The organism is Microbacterium sp. C7(2022), from assembly GCF_028823665.1.
Lineage (GTDB): Bacteria > Actinomycetota > Actinomycetes > Actinomycetales > Microbacteriaceae > Microbacterium.
Window position 1 is genome coordinate 25,573 of record NZ_JAPEHV010000007.1, and the last position, 17,558, is coordinate 43,130.

Annotated in this window: 9 protein-coding genes; 4 read left to right on the forward strand and 5 right to left on the reverse strand. The window is 65.8% G+C overall.

The window, feature by feature from the left end; all coding sequences use genetic code 11:
• The first annotated feature begins 23 nt into the window (after positions 1-23).
• The 3 genes from ON062_RS12315 to ON062_RS12325 all read left to right on the forward strand — a co-directional run bounded on the left by ON062_RS12315 (position 24) and on the right by ON062_RS12325 (position 9,940).
• Complete coding sequence (locus ON062_RS12315) at positions 24-3,323, forward strand: hypothetical protein (protein WP_274647450.1); 3,300 nt, start codon at positions 24-26, stop codon at positions 3,321-3,323.
• Positions 3,307-7,974 carry a DEAD/DEAH box helicase gene (locus ON062_RS12320; RefSeq protein ID WP_274647451.1) on the forward strand — a complete coding sequence of 1,556 codons (4,668 nt, stop codon included), beginning with the start codon at positions 3,307-3,309 and terminating at the stop codon, positions 7,972-7,974. Before ON062_RS12315 ends, ON062_RS12320 begins: the two co-directional genes overlap by 17 nt.
• A 61-nt stretch (positions 7,975-8,035) precedes the next feature.
• Entirely contained in the window at positions 8,036-9,940 is a 1,905-nt protein-coding gene (locus ON062_RS12325; RefSeq protein WP_274647452.1) for a DUF262 domain-containing protein, read from the forward strand.
• A gap of 130 nt (positions 9,941-10,070) precedes the next feature.
• Here ON062_RS12325 and ON062_RS12330 read toward each other — a convergent pair whose 3' ends face one another.
• The 3 genes from ON062_RS12330 to ON062_RS12340 form a co-directional block, all read right to left on the reverse strand.
• Positions 10,071-11,786 (reverse strand): DUF726 domain-containing protein, encoded by a 1,716-nt coding sequence (locus tag ON062_RS12330; RefSeq protein WP_274647453.1) that lies wholly within the window; start codon positions 11,784-11,786, stop codon positions 10,071-10,073.
• Positions 11,787-11,884: 98 nt separating this feature from the next.
• A complete protein-coding gene (locus ON062_RS12335) occupies positions 11,885-12,691 on the reverse strand; it encodes a nuclease-related domain-containing protein (RefSeq protein ID WP_274647454.1) in 807 nt (268 codons plus the stop codon).
• Between the two features lie 234 nt (positions 12,692-12,925).
• The gene (locus ON062_RS12340; protein ID WP_306802549.1) at positions 12,926-13,735 is read right to left on the reverse strand and encodes an energy-coupling factor ABC transporter permease; all 810 of its coding nucleotides are present in this window, start codon (positions 13,733-13,735) and stop codon (positions 12,926-12,928) included.
• Positions 13,736-13,893: 158 nt separating this feature from the next.
• Here ON062_RS12340 and ON062_RS12345 point away from each other — a divergent pair, with 158 nt between their 5' ends.
• Positions 13,894-15,186, forward strand: a complete 1,293-nt coding sequence (locus tag ON062_RS12345) for a Fic family protein (RefSeq protein ID WP_274647456.1) — start codon at positions 13,894-13,896, stop codon at positions 15,184-15,186.
• An 8-nt stretch (positions 15,187-15,194) separates the two neighbouring features.
• On the opposite strand, the gene ON062_RS12350 is transcribed toward ON062_RS12345, so the two are convergent.
• Positions 15,195-16,688 carry an amidohydrolase family protein gene (locus tag ON062_RS12350; protein ID WP_274647457.1) on the reverse strand — a complete coding sequence of 498 codons (1,494 nt, stop codon included), beginning with the start codon at positions 16,686-16,688 and terminating at the stop codon, positions 15,195-15,197.
• Between the two features lie 102 nt (positions 16,689-16,790).
• Positions 16,791-17,447: an LON peptidase substrate-binding domain-containing protein gene (locus ON062_RS12355; RefSeq protein ID WP_274647458.1), complete on the reverse strand. Its 657-nt coding sequence runs from the start codon at positions 17,445-17,447 to the stop codon at positions 16,791-16,793.
• Positions 17,448-17,558 lie beyond the last annotated feature (111 nt).

A 17,558-nucleotide genomic window follows, 5' to 3' on the forward strand; every position in this document is an offset into this window, starting at 1 on the left:
CGGGGGCAAGCGACATGGTGGTCGTGACTAACGAGATCTTCGACCAGTGGGAAAGCGACTGGCGTAAACGCATGGTCGGCTGTTCGTTGGTAGCGGAAGCGAACGTCAACCCCGAGGAAGCCCTCGCCGCGTTCCGCATTTTCGGCCTCAACTGGATACGACTGACGTCGGCCCGCGAACGCACACGTCTTGCTCGCACCTACCGTGCTGTTCTCCTCGCAGGCCTGTGTGCTGTGGGAGCCCGCGACTACGATTCCGGCACGTACTGGGATCATGCGTTCGCCGCCTTCGACGCGCGCAGCGACGGCAACCGTCAGTCCGAACTGGCGGAGTCATTCCGCTACGGTCTGAAGACACTGGGGCTCTCCCGATTCACGCTGCCGACGCGTCGGCATGTCGGCGAGATCTTGCTCCACGGCGGCATCCCGATCAAGAGCACCCGGTCATTCGCAACGGTGTTGGCTCGTTGGGACGATCAGAATCCCTCAGGCGACGCGCGCAGCTTTGTCACGTGGATTACGGGCTCCTCTCAACAGGTTGCGATCTCGCGCGGAATCGATGTGCCGACGTGGCTTTTTCTCACGGAAACGGGCGAGATCGCTGAGGACTTCGTGGAGCGGTGCCTTGTTGCCCTCGATCAACTCGCGCACCCCAGCGGAGGCGACACGGGCCTAGCGCCGGCGGTCCTATCCGAAATCGCAGATGCGGTCGGCAGAACCAACTCCCGCTCACGCGGTCGCGACCGCGGTCGCAGGGCGTTGGACTCCGCCCCGATCATTTCGTTCTCGCCCCAGCGCGGCGTTCAGGTCCGCCTCCCGCCGCTCGAGGCCAGCACCGAGTCGGACGTGGACTGGCTGGTGAGCGCAGACGGGATGGGAGAACGCATCGAGTCTCCTGCACCGTGGCCGGGCGACCTCGTGGAGCCCAAATTCATCGGTCTCCGTGCTCCTGTGAAGCGCGTCGTCGTGCACGTGTCGCCATCAGACCAGACGTGGGACCTCGACGTCGTTGACGTCGACGACCCGTTGTTGGTCTTCGATGGTGAGTCGAAGCAGCTGATCCCCGCACGAAACACGTTGCCACGAGGGCGTGTATGGGTGGCGTTTCCGAACGACGACGGCGCGGCGATCGCGGACCGGCTCAGCTCTGATGCGCCGATCGTCGTAGTCGAGGAGACTGCCGCGCCGAATGGGTGGCATGGATGGAGCTTCGCCGCGCTCGACCTATCCACCGCTGCCCGGCTTTCTCTTGTTGATGCCATACGCGCGCGCTACGTCTCGACGACGCGGCGCCCGCGGCTCGTTGAGGGCGACAGCATCCCGCATCTGGAGACCCGCGATGGGCGACGGGTGCTCAGCACCCTGCCACGCGTGGAACTCCCGGGGACAGGGAGCGAAGGCACACTTGAATGGCACGTCTCAATTGCGACGATCGATGGTGAGGTGCTGGTGGCGCGAGAATTCACGGTCGCCGGTGGGGCTCGGATGGTCGATCCGTGGCCGGCAGATGCCGGGCCTGTTCTCGGCGACTTTCTGATCACCGTTCGCGGTCCGTGGGGGCGAGGCGCAGTCCTTCCCGTGGCCGTTGCACAGGGATTTTCTACGGAACCTTCTACGGCGTTCCGTTGGATGCGGTCCGATGGGCAAGGACTCGAGCACGCCGAGCTGCGCATCCGGCCGGGCGAAGACGGCGTCAAAGGCTTGGGGATTGCCTTCGAGCCTCACCGCTGGCGGCGGGCCACGACGTTGCGGTCCTCAGCTGGCGAGCTCCAGCTCACAGCTCGCCTGCCTTCCATGGCCGTCAGCGCTGCCGGAACGATCCCCCGCGGGAAGTCAGGTGGCCCGATTCCTCTCGACCTTGAGTTGCTGCGCGACACCACGCTCCGCGTCGATGTTCCGCCGGGGACCCGTCGCACCCAACTTGCAGCGGTCGCAGGGGACCGACTCGTGCAGGTGATCGATTCCACTCAGCACACCGGGGAGTTTCGGGTGTTCTCGCTCGGGCAGCTGAGCGACACCCTCGACGCGCACCGTTTTGCGCAGCTTAGGCTCATTGCGGACGACCGCTCAATTCCCGTCGCCTACGTGCGCCCTCGGCAGCTCGCTGCCGGCGTTACTGTGAGCGACGGCATCCTTTCGCTCGCGGAGGCGACGCCGGTCGAGGGGCTGATGATTCTTGCCTACGGACGGTTTGCGCCGTGGCAGCCGCCGGTCCGCATCGACATTGCGGCGGGCGAGACAAGCGCAGTCCTGCCAGAATCGGTGCTCCGGGAGGGCGCGGCGACGTTCGTGGTTTACGTCGCGAATCCGTGGGTGCCGTTCGACGTGCCCGACCTCGCCGACTGGTCCACCCGAAACGCCTTCTCGGCGGAGTGGGCCGATCCGATCGAGCCAGTCGACCGCCCCGAGACTGGATTCAGAAGCTGGCTCGCCGGTCGCGCCCCATGTCCGGCCTCGGACATGAGCCTGCCCATCGCTCTGAAGGTGTACGCGCTGGTACCGAGATTCGCGATGCGACGGGATGTCGACCAGCTCCGAAGCGAACTTGCCGAGGCAGTGAGGTCGAGCCGTGCCCACGTCGTCGACGCTGTGCTCCACTCGCAGGCGGATGCACACGACCTCTTCCGACTGTTCGTTGAAGCAGATGTCGTCACAGTACCGCGCGAGGCCTGGAAGTCGTCAGACCTGCTGTGGTCGTTCAGCCCGGCTCTCGGCATCGTGGCAGACACGGACGAGCACATCGGGGAAGGGCGGGAGCAGTTCCGTGCGAACCTGATTGCGTACGCGGGCGCGCCATCTCTAGCGATACTCGACGATGGCGTCGACCCGTTCGCGACCGTCGGCATGTTCGGACCGGCAACTCGGGCGCTCGATCGGATGCCGCAAGAACGCATCGACGCGATGATGGCGGTCGCCAACCTCTTGCCCCAGGGCCTGCTCGACAAGGACTCGCGAGCGCAGGCCAGCAAGCAGCTCTTCGACCGAAGAAGAGATCTGGCGATGGACGCCGTTATTGCGGTGTCCCGCTCGTTGATCGCCGAAGCCCGCGCCGCGGTGGCCGCAGATATGGGCGCGTACGCGACGACGCCCATCGACGTGCGCGCGAGCGAAGACGGATGGATGAGTCTGCCCGTGTTGTCGCTGGCGTGCGCGTTTGTAGCGCGGGCTGCCGCGCGCGGCGGAGTCGCGTCCGGTCGCGCATTTTCCAGGCTCAGGAAGGCATACATGCGACTTGCGGAGGCAGCTCCCGACATCGTCCAGCAGGACCTCGGCCTTGCTGAACTCTGGATCACGAGGTGGAACGAACATGACAACAGCAATTGATCCGGTCGCCGTCTCTGCGACCGTCTCATCCGCGTACCGGCGCTATCTCCGCTCCCTCGTCACGCCGAACGACGCTGCGATCGCGACTGCGCTGCATCAGGCGATCGAGACTGAGGCGGCCCAGCAGCTCGTCAAAGGACCTTATCTGGAGGCGACCCCACCCTTCGTTAAGGGCGCTGCGCCCGCGGATCTGATCGCCGAAGGCATACTGTGTGAGAGCTTTGCATCGCTGGCCTCACCGTCGTTCCCTCTCGAGAGACCGCTCTACTCGCACCAGGAATCGTCGATCCGTGCGATCCATGCCGGCCGCAACGTGGTCGTCGCAACCGGGACAGGTTCGGGAAAGACCGAGAGCTTTCTCCTCCCCGTCGTCGATCGGCTGCTCCGTGAACACGAGGCCGGGATGCTGGGCGCAGGGGTGCGCGCGATCCTTCTTTACCCCATGAACGCGCTGGCGAACGATCAGCTGAAACGACTGCGCTCGCTGCTTGCGAACACGCCTCAGATCACCTTCGGTCGGTACACGGGGGATACCGAGCAGACCACAGAGTACGCCCAGAAGAGGTTCAGCAAGCAGTTCCCGGGGCAGCCGATGCTGCCCAACGAGCTGCTCAGTCGTGAGCAGATGCGTGCCACGCCGCCGCATCTTCTTCTCACGAACTACGCGATGCTCGAGTACCTGCTGCTCCGTCCGCAAGACATGGAGCTCTTCGCGTCGCCCGGCGGCAAGAGTACTTGGCAATTCATCGTTGTCGACGAGGCCCACGTGTACGACGGCGCGTCGGGCGCGGAAGTCGGATTCCTGCTGCGCCGACTGCGCGAGCGCGTCGGTGCGAGTTCTCGCATTCAAGCCATTGCGACGAGTGCGACGGTAGGCAACGATTCCGCCCGCGCGGCACGGTTCGCCGAGGATCTGTTCGGTCTGCCCTTCGCAGCGGGCGAGACTGGCCCGGCGGACGTCATCTCTGCACGTCGCGTGGACTTCGGCGGGACTCCGACGTGGGGACGGTTCACAGCAGCAGAGCTGGCAACTGAATCGGCTGACTCGCTGTTGGCTGCGGCACATGCACGTGGGAGCGCAGCGAAGGACTTCGCAGGCGCTCTGGTCGGTGAAGAGCGACTCGCGGGGATCCGCGCTCTAGCGGGGGATCGTGCCCGCACTGTCGGCGACATCGCACATCGGCTAGATCTGGTCGCTCCGCCGTCGGTAGCGGAGATCACGCGCCTGGTCACCTGGGGGGCGAGCCAGCGAATGCCCGACGGCGAACCAGTGCTCTCCGCGAAATACCACTTGTTCGCTCGAGCGACTGAAGGCGCCTTCCTGTGCCTCTCGCCCGCAGGCCCACATGTGACGCTCAGCCGACACGAACGGTGCGCCACCTGCGACTGGCAGGTGTTCGAGATGGCCGCGTGCCAGATGTGCGGTGCCGTCCACTTCGTCGGGTCGGTGGAGATCACAGGGAAGACACGAAGGCTGTCACCAAAGAGCGGTGACGACCAGCGAATCGCGTGGTTCGCCCTCGGGTCGGGGGACGAAGCCGAATTCGACGAGGACGTCGTCCTGCTGGACGAGGCGCACTCGGGCTCGGGCTCGGGCTCGGGCGCTGGCGCGGCGCTCGCCCTCTGCCCGAGGTGCGGAGCACTCAGCCAAAACGTGGGCAGCCCCTGCATGAGTGGGGAATGCGCGGGAACAGCAACGCGAACAATCGTGCAGGTGGGCCGATCTGCGGACAGCCCCCGCAAGTGCGTGCAGTGTGGTGGCAGCAGACCACGCCTGATCCGACGCTTCGAAAGCGGAAACGACGCGTCCGTCTCGGTGCTCGTGACCGCGCTCTACCCCGAACTGCCCGCTCCGTCCGTGGACCAGGTCGGCATGCCTGGCGGAGGGCGAAAGCTCTTGGCGTTCAGCGACAGCCGTCAGCAGGCAGCCTTCTTCGCTCCCTACCTGGAGGACTCCTACGGTCGGCTACTTCAGCGGAGGATTCTCTTCACCGCGATTCAGAAAGGTCAGTTCGGCGGGCAGGCGGCGGCAAGCAAGGACATTGCCGCGATCTCGAGCGACCTGGCGTCACGAGCGGGTGTGTTCGACTCCCTGGAAACTGACCTCACGCGCCAACGCACTGCAGAGACCTGGCTGCAGGCAGAGCTCATGGGTCTTGACCGACGAATCTCTCTCGAGGGCGTCGGGCTGGTCGGGTGGCGATTGCGAGACGTCGGCACGCTTCCGCCGATGCCACCATTGACGGCGCTGGGTTTCAGCGCGGAAGAGATTCGTTCTCTGTGCCAGACGCTGCTTGACTCCTTGCGGCACCAGGGTGCCGTTGCGGGGCTCGAGTACGTGAACCTTCAGGACGCGATTTTTGAACCGCGGCTCGGACCGATCTATGCACGCAAGCGTGGGTCTGACGCGAAGAAGAAGATTCTCAGCTGGGTGCCAACGCGAGGCAGAAATGCGCGATCGGACTACCTCCGCCGCGTGCTCGCTGCGGCCGGTGCGGATCCAGCGGCGGCAGATGGGTTCCTCGAGGGCATCTTTGACGCTCTTACCCATTCGACAGCAGCGACATCCGTGTGGTTCGAGCGAACAATCGACTCGGTGCTCGGAGAGTTGCTCCGACTCAACCCGAGGATGTTCGAAGCGCGGCTTGTGACGGAAGCCGCGGGCGTGTGGCGATGCTCAGTGTGCCGGTCCGTCTCCTCCGAGAACGTGCGCGGGGTCTGCCCGACCTACAGATGCGCAGGATCGCTCGAGCCATGGTTGCCTGCCACTGCGCATGATGACGACGACCACTACCGAACCCTCTATCGTCAGCTCGACCCCATCCCGTTGTCGGCGATGGAACATACCGCGCAGTGGAGCACCGAACGTGCGGCAGAGATCCAGCAGGACTTCATCGACGGACGCGTGAACGTACTCTCATGCTCCACGACGTTCGAGCTGGGTGTCGATGTGGGCGAACTGCAGTCCGTGGTGTTGCGGAACGTTCCACCCACCGTTTCGAACTACGTTCAGCGCGCTGGCCGGGCCGGACGTCGCTCGGACAACGCTGCGCTCGCGGTGACCTACGCACAACGGCGGCCGCATGACTTGGCGGCGTTCGCGCGCCCCGAGCAGATGATCAGCGGTGCCGTGCGGCCTCCTGTGGTCCCGATCGATAACGACCGCATCGCTGAGCGTCATATCTATTCGATTGCGCTCGCACGTTTTTTCCGGGATCAGCTCGCTCACGCTGGGACCATCTATCGAACCGTGGGTGACTTCTTCGACAGTGCGCCTGGCCAGCCAACAGGCGCGGAGCTCTTCGCTGCCTTCGTCGAGATGCCCGATGCTGAGCTCGTGGCCTCGATCGAGCGGGTGTTGCCCGCGGCCATTCGTGGCACCGACCTCACCCGTTGGGACGGTTGGTCCGCAGAGCTCCGGGACCTCCTTGCCGCGGTTCAGCAGGAACATCGTGACGAGACGAAGTTCTACGAGGATGAATCGCTCGCCGCATACCAAGCACGAAAGGGATTCCTCGGCGACCGGTACGGCCGCATCCTCGACACGATCCGGAGTGCCGCGCTGCTGGGCTATCTTGCGAACCATAATCTGATCCCGAAGTACGGGTTCCCCGTGGACACCGTCGAAATGAAGCCGCCACTCGGTGCGCCTGGCGCAGCATCCGATCTCGATCTCACCCGCGACCTCTCGCAAGCGATCTTCGAGTATGCACCCGGCGCCGCCATCATCGCGGGCGGGCAGCTGTGGACCTCGGCGGGTGTCGCCACCCGCCACAACCGAGAGTGGCAGCCGTTCTTCTTCGCGACATGCGACAACTGCGGCCGCTACTGGGAGAAGCTCGGCGAGGACCTCGGTGCCTGCCCTGACTGCGCGACTGCGCCCGACGGAGCACGGCGAAAGTACATGGAACCGCGCTTCGGGTTCATCACAGCGCCTACCCCTGGAAAACCAGGGGACGCGCCCCCGCGAACAAGCTGGCGAGGCGAAACTCATGTGGCTGAGCCTGGAAAGAGCACATTCAAGAGGACTCTCACCCTCGGAGGAGCTCCTGTCGAGTGCGAGGTCCAGGAGCGAGCGCGCCTCGTGCGACTGAACCTTGGGCCAGGCGAGCTCGGGTACCGACTGTGCGAGTGGTGCGGGGCCGGCGTAACAGGGATTGCCGAGGCGCCGAAGTCCCACGTCAACGTGCGAACCCAGAAACCGTGTGGGGGGCACTTCCATCCCTGGACGCTCGGGCACAGGTACGAGACAGACGTCGTCCGGATGTCACTTGGTGTTCCCTGGTCCGGTTCGACGGTCGCGGAGCGACACGCGATGGCGTACTCCGTGCTGTATTCGGTTCTCCAAGGTGTCAGCGAGTCGCTGCAGATCGCGCGCGACAATGTCGATGGCTCTGTGACGGGAGGGCTCGCGCACGGGATGCCGGAGCTCGTGCTTATGGACACTGTTCCGGGCGGTGCGGGCTACGCCGTCCTGATTGCGGAGAACATGGAGTCTGTCCTGAGGCGCGCGTTGGAGATCGTGGCGACCTGCGAGTGCGGACCGGAGACGAGCTGCAGCTCCTGCCTCCGCACCTACTCGAATCAGAAGTGGCACAACCAGCTCTCGCGCGGCGCAGCCGAGGTGTACCTCGAAAGGCTGATGGGATGAAACTACTCCCTCCGGCAGAGCGATCGCCGATGCGCGACTCTTCCTCAGAAAGGAACCCTCAATGAAGGTAAGCGACCTGCTCCATCAGGTGGACTCAGGTGACATCGCGCTTCCGGAGTTCCAGCGCGGGTATGTCTGGAACAACGATCAGGTCCGGGGGCTGTTCACGTCGCTTTACCGGGGCTACCCCGTCGGCGGGTTCATGACCTGGAATACGCCGGCGGATACCGCGAGCGCGCGCGGTGGTGTTAGCACGGATGGAACGGTCAAGCTCCTGCTCGATGGGCAGCAGCGGGTGACATCCCTCTACGGGGTGATCCGCGGCGAGGCGCCGAAGTTCTTCGAGGGTAACGAGAAGGCGTTCACGGGGCTCTACTTCAACGTTGAGGACGAGTCGTTCGAGTTCTACGCTCCGGTGAAGATGAAGAGCGATCCGGCGTGGATCAACGTGAGCGCCCTCTTCAAGGACGGGCCGGGCGCGTTCTTCCCCGAGATGATGACTCTGGCGGCGGGGGACGCTCAGCGCCAGGGCGAGCTGTTCAACCGTCTCATGGCGGTGGCAAACATCGACAAGCGCGACTTCCACATTGAGGAGGTTGTAGGACCGGGGATGACGATCGACGTCGTCGTCGATATCTTCAACCGCGTCAACTCCGGCGGCACGAAGCTCTCAAAGGGTGACCTGGCTCTGGCCAAGGTTTGTGCCTCCTGGCCGGAAGCGCGTCAGGAGTTCAACGCCGTGCTCGCGACGTGGCGGCAGGCAGGCTATTGGTTCAAGCTCGACTGGCTGCTCAGAGTCGTCAACGGTGTCGTCACTGGGAACGCGCCGTTCACAGCGCTCGCGACCGTGCCCGTGGCGGACGTTCGCGAAGGGCTCAAGCTCGCGAAGAAGTACGTCAGCGGATGGCTCGATGTGATTTCGGGACGCCTTGGTCTCGACCATGATCGGGTTCTGTTCAGCAAGTACGCGCTCGTCTTGCTCGCACGGTTCTCCCACCTCAACGGCGGCAAGCTCCCGGATGCCGCGATCCAGAGCAGGCTTCTTGCCTGGTACGTTCACACCGGTATGTGGGGTCGCTACGCCGGATCATCTGAGTCCGCGCTGGCGCAGGACCTCGAGGCCGTCGATCGTGACGGCGTCGAGGGACTTTTCGGCACACTTCGTCAGTCTCGCGGCGATCTGACTGTGCGTGCGAGCGACTTTGCGGGCAACTCGATGGGGTCCCGCTTCTACCCGACTCTATACCTGCTCACGCGGACCCATTCTGCGCGGGACTTCGGGACCGGAGTCCCGCTCTCGAGCTCACTGCTGGGGCACAATACGTCGTTGGACGTCCACCACATCTTCCCGAAGGCGCAGCTCTACGCAGCGGGGTATAGCCGCGGGGAAGTGAACGCCGTCGCCAACTTCTGCTTCTTGACGAAGCACACGAATATCAACATCAGCGCGACTCCGCCCGCAACGTACATGCCTCAGGTCGAGTCCTCCTTCCCCGGCGCACTCGAGAGTCAGTGGGTGTCGGACGATCGAGCACTTTGGGAGGTCTCGGCCTTCCGTGAGTTCCTCGCAGCGCGTCGCGAGCTGCTCGCCGAGTCAATGAACGTCTTCCTCGGTGAACTCGAGTCAGGCCGTGGTGCGGCTGATGAGCTGGCTCGGGGGTCGGCGGTCGTGCTAGCGGACGACGAACGAGATGTCGAAGATGCAGAACTCGCGGCGCTCGTTTCGTGGATGGAATCCGAGGGCTACGCGACGCCGGATCTTGGTATCGAGGTCGTCGATGAAGCCAGCGGAGAGATCGTTTGCAATGCTGACGCGTTCTGGCCCAGCGGGCTTCAGGAGGGCATCGGCAACCCCGTCGTGCTCGAGCGTGACGAACCTGACGCGGTAGACCGACTCAAGGTTCTCGGGTACGACGTATTCTCAAGCGTTGGCGCACTCCGAGCGTTCATCTCCCTGCGCTCGTAGTTGCGCACCGTATCTCTTGAAGCAGTCGCGTGCCTTGTTGGACCGCTCTAGAGCGGGAGCCTGGCTTCCGCGGTAGCCGGGCTCGAACACGTCCGCTACGAGTGCTTTGTCCCTTGCATTTGACGCGCACCTATCCGGTTGCGTGCCATGGTTCGAGATTGACGCTGTCCTGATAATCGAAGTGAGTCTTGACCTTGTCGGAGACGTCGATGTTCTGCAGCTTCGGCGAAGCTGGCGTGAAGCCCGTCAGACCCGCCGCGGTTTCGCCAATCTGCGCGGTCCTATAGACGTACTTGAGAACCGCATCGTTGGTCGAGTGGTACCCGTACACGACTCCGTCCACGGCGGCAGTCAGCGCATCCCAGTTACTCTTTGCGCCGATCGCGGAGCCCAGTAGATGGGCAGACTCGATTCGGGGCCCGCCCGGTTTCGTGCCAAGCGTCTCGGCTGCGACGACCATAACACGTGCTCCGAGGCTATGGCCGATGAGCACGTAGGATTCTGCGTCGGTGCGTGCAAGCAGGTCGCCTACGATGACTCCGGTCTTATCGGCCCTGGTCTTCGCTACGTGCCAGGGATTCTTCGCGACGTCGGTCGCGATCATCGCAGGCCCGATAACGTTGCCGAGGAACTTGGCACCCGCCTTCGTGCCGAGCGCAGCAGCGCCCTTCGCGACCGCGACCCCTCCTGCCTTGGCAGCGAGACCGCCGCCGAGCATGCCGAAATCGCGGAGTTCCTTCGAACCCCATCGCACTCGGTAGACGGGGGAGTCGGGATACCGCCGGTCCACAATCTGCCTCCAGCCTCCCCACTTCTCGCCAGCGCCGTCGGTGAGGAAGCCGTTTGCAACTACCACCGGAGTGCCACCTTTGCCGGGACGGAGTAGCTCGATACGGAATGACCTATCCTCACGAAGGTAGGCGTGCGAAACTGAGGCGCCGAGTGCGCCGCCGACGGATGCTCCCACGGCCGTGACCACGGCCGTCCCGCCGGCCATGCCGAGCCCACCTGCCGAGAGGCTCCCTCCCCCGAGCAATGCGAGGCCGTGGGAGGTGGCCGCCGCGCCAGAGAAGCCGCCGAAGATTCCCATGGAGCCGATCGCGCCGCCAATTGCGGGGGCGGCGAGAAGCGCGAGCGGAATAGCGACTCCGAAGGCGACGGCGCTTCCGACTGCGATTTTGGACGCCCTGTTGAGATCGGGTTTCTCGTACTGGAGGTACTCTTCATAGTCATTGAGCTCGCCGATCGTGCCCTGGGCCTTCTCGAACCCCGAGATGTCGTGGCGATGCTCCGCGCAAAACTGCGGGACACGAATAGCTCCCCGATCGCGCACGGCCATGTGCGTGCATCCGACGGCGACGCACGGGAGAGTGGGCGAGCCACATCCCCCGCAGACGTAGACTGCGAGCTGACCGGCCGGGCGATTTGATTTGCGATGCTCTGCCTTGGTGAAACAGGATGAGCACCAGCCTTCGACTACATCGAGGCTCGATACGTCGTCAGCGACGTCCGCGATCCACTGAGCGGCCTTCGCGTAGGCGTCGGCGCGCTTTTCCGCGAAACGCTTTGCGTCATCGGCCAGTTTGAGGGCCGCCTTCTGTTCAGCCGGATCCGCGAGGCTCAGTGCGTCCATGTTCGACGCTGTTCGCGCCGCATACCAGGTCTTCGCGTGGGCCCACAGGTTGCTGCGAAGTGCTGGATTTGCCTCGAGCGTTCCACCTACTTCTACGATCGGTTCGAGGTCGGTGAGATCGCCTGCTAGCGCGAGCGTTGCGCCCTGGTCGGAAACGACATCGACCCTCAGCCGTGTGCCTTCGACGATGTGGACGTGGATGGATCCGGGCATAGGTAGATCGTGCCACATCCGACGACGATCGCACCGCTAGGAACCAACCCTCGACGCTCGCACGCCAGACCCGCTCGCGGCTGCGCGGGATCGAGCGATCACGCGGGAGGAAACGCGCGAGCGAGTCGCGACGCGGCCGCTTCAACATCGAGGGCGACCGCTGGCGCCTCCATCATGCGTTTGATGAGGAGGCGCGGCCGGACCACGTGGATGGCGTCGACGACGAACGAACCGCCAACGAGCGGCCAGTCCGCCTCGAGGAAGCAGAGCGCGCCCATCACCGGCGGGACATCGTCTGCGAGCGCATCGCGAACACGGTCGACTTGGGCGCGAACGCCGTCGACCAGCTTCGTGCCGTCGCGGCCGCCGATTCGGAGGGACTCGACGCGAGGGCGCAGAATCCCACCCTCGACGCGCAGCTCGGGGCGCTTGTTCTTGTACCGCTTGGCGTCGATCACCCAGACTCCGGAAGGTCCGACCACGATGTGGTCGATGTTCGCCTTCGTGCGGGGGATTCGACGGTCGTGCATCACACGGAAGGCGTCGGGGAGATCGGCGAGCCGTTTCGCGAGCAGTTCCTCACCGACGGCGCCGGCCTCCCACGCTCTCGTGCTCTGCGGATCCTCCGAGAGAGCGAGGATCAAACCCCCGAGCTTCGGATGGTCGCTACGAATGCGTTGCTCACGGGCATCCTTCCGACGCTCGTATTCGCGGCGGGCTGACGCTCCCGCAATCCCGTCGCCGACCTCGCCCGCAGGTGCTTCGCACTCCACGCAGCGGATCGACTTCAGCGAACGCTCGTAGATGGCATCGGCGCCGGCTGCGTGCGCGCGACCGCACAAGCGGCACGTCCCGGCGTAGCGCAGGCGCATGCGCTTGTCGTCTGGCCCCAGTTCCAGCGTCACGAGCTGAACGTAGCAGCCCGAGCGCGCCTCCTGTCGCGCCGGCGACCTCCGTGAGGGGGAGCCCCGGCGGCACAGCCAGCAGTTCCTTGGGGGAGTCGCGCCGGAGACCGCGGGCCACGGTTCGGTGGGTGCACACGTCGATCAGCCGTGACTTGCACGCGTATGTGCGGTTTTCCTCACATCACCCGAATGTGCGAATAATCACACGTTCGCGCAAGTTCGCGTTACGCGAGACTACGCCCGCGCGTCCGCCTCCCGCCGCAGCAGCGGGGCCGATAGGCCTGAGGTGAGGAGGCCCGCGGCGAGGACGCCGATGGCGCCGACGAGGAGGAGGCTCGTGCCGGCGGCTGCGCCGTAGTCGCTCAGCAGCGGCAGGCCCGCGATCACCGTGTCGCCCGACGGCAGGCTGTACGCCAGCGCGACCGACTCGAGGCCGTCCGGCGTCGACGCGGCGATCGCGGCCAGCGCGGTCGAGAACACCAGAGCCGCACCCGACAGCGTCACCACAGCCCGCCGCGGTGCCGTGGCCGACGACACCCGCGCGTCCCGCTCGGCGACACCGGGCGCGAAGAACATGACGGCCGAGAGCACGCCCACCGTGATGAGCGCCTCTCCGAGACCGATGAGCAGGTGCACGCCGGTCATCGAGGCTGCCATGGCCGCGGCATCCACTGACCCTGCACCCCCGACCGCATACAGCGCCACCAGCGCCAGCGTGCCGGCCGGCACCGACAACACCGCGGCAACACCCGCCGTCGTGCGCGCGTGTCGCTCGACCCCCGCCCGCATCGCGAGCGCCCGCACCCCGACGGCGACGGCGATCGGCACGACCGCCCTCACGAGCACGTTGGTGCCGAGCGCGGTCGCGCCCCCATCACCGAACACGAGCGACTGCAGCATGATCACCGCCGTCATCGCCCTCAACGCGAGCCTCGGGATAGCACGAGTGGCCTGCCCGAAATCGACGCGACGGCGGGAGTCGAACCCGCAACGCTGCCGGGTATGAGCAGGAGCCCGGGACCGCCCGGATCGCCGCGATGACAACCACGTTATGCGCGGTTGAGGCTCGAAGCGCGGATGCTACGCACTGTGTCTCACAAAGACGGCCGATGACGCAGGAAAACGCTGCACGATAAGATATTAACGTTAAGCAATCTAAAGTTAATATCAGGGCGGACGTCGGAAACTCTGCGGAGGTGGAAATGGCGAGCTATGTCGAGCGTCTCTGGGCGCCTGAAGAGCATGGGCAACTCAGCCGCCGCGATCGCGAGCCCGGCCGCTTCCGCGCTTACATCCCCGACGAACTTGGTCGTGGGCTCCCACATCTCGGTGATGAGGCGCGCGCTGCAGCCGAGGACGCGCTCGCCGTTCTTGCGCGGGCCGATGAACGGATCAGCCGGAGCGGTGCCTACCTCAACCATCTCCTCATCCGTTCCGAGAGCATCTCGTCCTCGTGGATTGAGGGAAACCGTGTCACGCCGAAGCGCCTGGCGATCGCTGAAGTGCTCGAGCAGGGGCCCCAGGTTGCCCTCGACGTCATCGGCAACGTGCGAGCCACAGAGCAAGCCATCGCGACACTTGCCGATCGAACGCGCCTGATCACGAGCGCCGACATCGAGCGTTTGCAGCATGTCATCGAGCCGACACTCGAACCCGGGCTGCGCACCGAGCAGAACTGGGTGGGCGGAACAGGGTGGAGCCCTTTGCGCGCCGAGTTTGTTCCGCCGCCTGAGTCGGAGGTGCCACGACTTGTCGCCGACCTTGCCGCATTCCTCAGCGAGACGACAGGCAATCCGGTCGTCCGCGCCGCGATCGCGCACGCACAGTTCGAGGCTATCCACCCGTTCATCGACGGCAACGGTCGCACTGGCCGCGCGCTGATCCACACCGTACTTCGCCGCGCGGACGCGCTACGCAACGTCCTGATCCCGATCAGCACGGTATTCGCCGGTGACACCGACACCTACATCGCCGGTCTGACGGCCTATCGTGCCGACCCACCTCGGCTTGACGAATGGGTTATCGGCTTCGCGCGGGCAACGGAACTCGCGTCTTCCAACGCCGTCAGACTCGCTGACGAAGTTGCCGCGCTCGATCAGCAATCCCTCGATGACCTCGTCGCCCATCGTCGCGCCCACGAGCTCACTCCGGCGGTTCCGCGGCGGGATGCGGTGGTACTCCGCATCCTCGCCGCGCTCGCAACCGAGCCCGTGCTCACCATCGAGAGCGTCGCGCGCAACCACGGGGTATCCACGACCGCCGCGCATCGAGCACTGAACGAGCTCGCGGATGCTGGCATCCTCGGCCGCACGAAAGACCAACGCGGCCGTCTCATCTGCTGGACGGCCGACCGCCATCTTGCGCTTGTCGCACTCACTGAGCGCAGCAATCGCGTCGGCGCGGGTGACACCGCGAACCGTGCACCCCGCGCCGGACCGCCTCGCCCCGAGAAGGGGCGGATTGGCACGCTCAGGGCGACGAGTCGCGACGACTGACGCTGGCGTCAGCGGGGAAGGCCGCGCACGGCCCGGCCGGGGTAGGCCGACTCGTCGAGAGCGCCATCGCGGATCACGAACTCGCCGTCGACGAGCAGGTGTCGCACGCCGGTCGACGGGCGTACCGGATCCAGAGCGCTGGCGTTGTCGGTCAGGGCCGTGGGATCGATCACCACGATGTCGGCGCTGGCACCGGCATCCAATCTCCCCTTGCTGCGCATGTCGGGTGCGACCTCATCGAGCACCCGCGCGGGCAGATACGAGGCCCTCCGGAAGGCCTCGACCCAGCTCCACAGTCCGTGCTCACGCACCATGAGACGGATGCTGCGCGCGAACGTCCCCGCGGTGCGCGGATGCGTCGACGCCCCCGGCGGCAGCGGCCACTCGCGGGTGTCGCTGCGCCCGTCTTGCCACTCGACGGGCATGGCGTCGCTCGCGACGATGGCGTCGGGGTACTCCAGCGCGCGACGCAGGATCGCGCGATCGGCCTCATCGCGTTCGTCGAGAAACTCGAGCAGACACGTCGCACCCGGTTCGAGCGCGCGAATCTCGTTGAGTCGGCGCGCGTCGGCGATGCGCTCGCCGGTGCCGAGCATCACGATGTTCGACGGCGCGAGACCGGTGGCCGCGAGCGCTTCGGGGGAGAGGAACGCCGCCCCCACACTCGTGCTGCCCATCCCGTACGGGTAGGCCTCGACGCTCACGCGGCTCCCCGCCGTCGTCGCTTCGTCAAGCGTGCGCAGCACGCGATCGACGTGCCGGCGTGACGTGCTGTTGACGTGACAGTGGTGCATCGCAGCGCCGGTGTCGGCCGCGGCGCGCACCACCTCGAACGATCCGTCGACCGGGGTCGCATCGTTGAGTTCGATCAAGTCACGCACGTGTGTGAAAGTCGGGGCGCCCGACCGTGCGGCGAGGCGTGCGACGGCGAGATACTCGTCCGGGTCTGACAGCGGGGCGTACCCGATGAGGACGCCGATGCCGAGGGCCCCGGCATCCAATTCGCCCTCGAGAAGGTCCAACCAGGTCGCGAGCTCGCGCGGCGTCGACGTGCGCTGCCAGTCGCGGTTGCCGAGCAGCGCGGCCGAGTCGTGAAAGTCGGCGCGCGCGGGAAGACCGGCGAGCACCTGCCCGCGGGCGTCGGTCCACGACGCCGAGAACCCGTAGTGCAGCACGCGGCCCGCGGCGGCGGCGTCGGCGTAGGCCTTCTCGACGGGCATGAGCCCGGCCTCGAGGTCGAGCGTCGTGGTGACGCCATCGAAGGCTTGCAGGCGCTGACCGGCGATCGAGTGCACGTGGCTGTGCAGGTCGACGAATCCCGGGCCGACGATCAGACCCGTGACGTCGATGATGGTCGCGTCGGCCGGGGTTTCTGCCGATGCGTGACCGGCGGGTGCGACGCGTGTGACCCGGCCCGCGGAGATCTCGACATCAGCGATCTGCTCGGTTCCCGCGGCGGGGTCGATCACGCGACCGCCGCGGAGGATTGTCGTTGTAGGCATCGGTTCCATCATTCCCGACGCGGCGCCCGCGCGATCGTTCGCGCCGACGAAAACGGGTGGGGTGCGTGGTGCGGTTGGACAAAGGCGCAGCGGCCCCTGGGGTCACAGGGAGTCGGATGCCGTCAGCACGGCCTCCTGCTCGAGAGTGAGATCGATGACCTGGCGCAAGAGCCCGCCGACCGTCGTCGAGCGCAGCAGCGTCTGCCGGTCGAAGTCGCCGAGTGGCGCGATCGCCGCCAGTTGCCACGCAGATTCGATGGGGTCTTCGGAGAGCTCGGTCGCGGCATCCCATCGCAGTGCATTCCACGGCGCGGAATCGGGGAGGGCCTCATCCATGCGTTCGCTGAGCAGAGTGGCGCGCGCGACGACGCGGCGCACGATAGCCTCGGCCTCGGTGTGCAGGGGGAGCAGGGCGTCATCCCACTCGAGCACGGGCAGCGGGCTGATCTCGGCGAGCGGGTACGGATCGTCATCGAGCCAGCGCGTCGTCTCGAACCGGTCGCCACCGACGGCAACCACGTGCATCGCGTCGGCGGCGGCCTCGACCTGCACGATGCGCGCGAGCGTACCGATCCGGCTGCGCTGGTCGCCGCCACCCACTTCGCTCCCGCGTTCGATCATGACGACACCGAACAGCGGGTTCTCTTCGTCGAGCAGGCGGCCGAGCATCGTCAGGTATCGCGGCTCGAACAGGCGCAGCGCGAGGGGCGTGTGCGGCAAGAGCACCGAGCCGAGAGGGAACATCGCCACCGATGACATGCAGCCAGTCAAACAGTCCGCGCACGCGCGGGGGCCGGGCGCGCCTGAGAGGTCGCTGAGATCGGGCCGTGACGCGTGGTGCGTTCGTAGGCTGGGCCGCGGAGGGCGCAT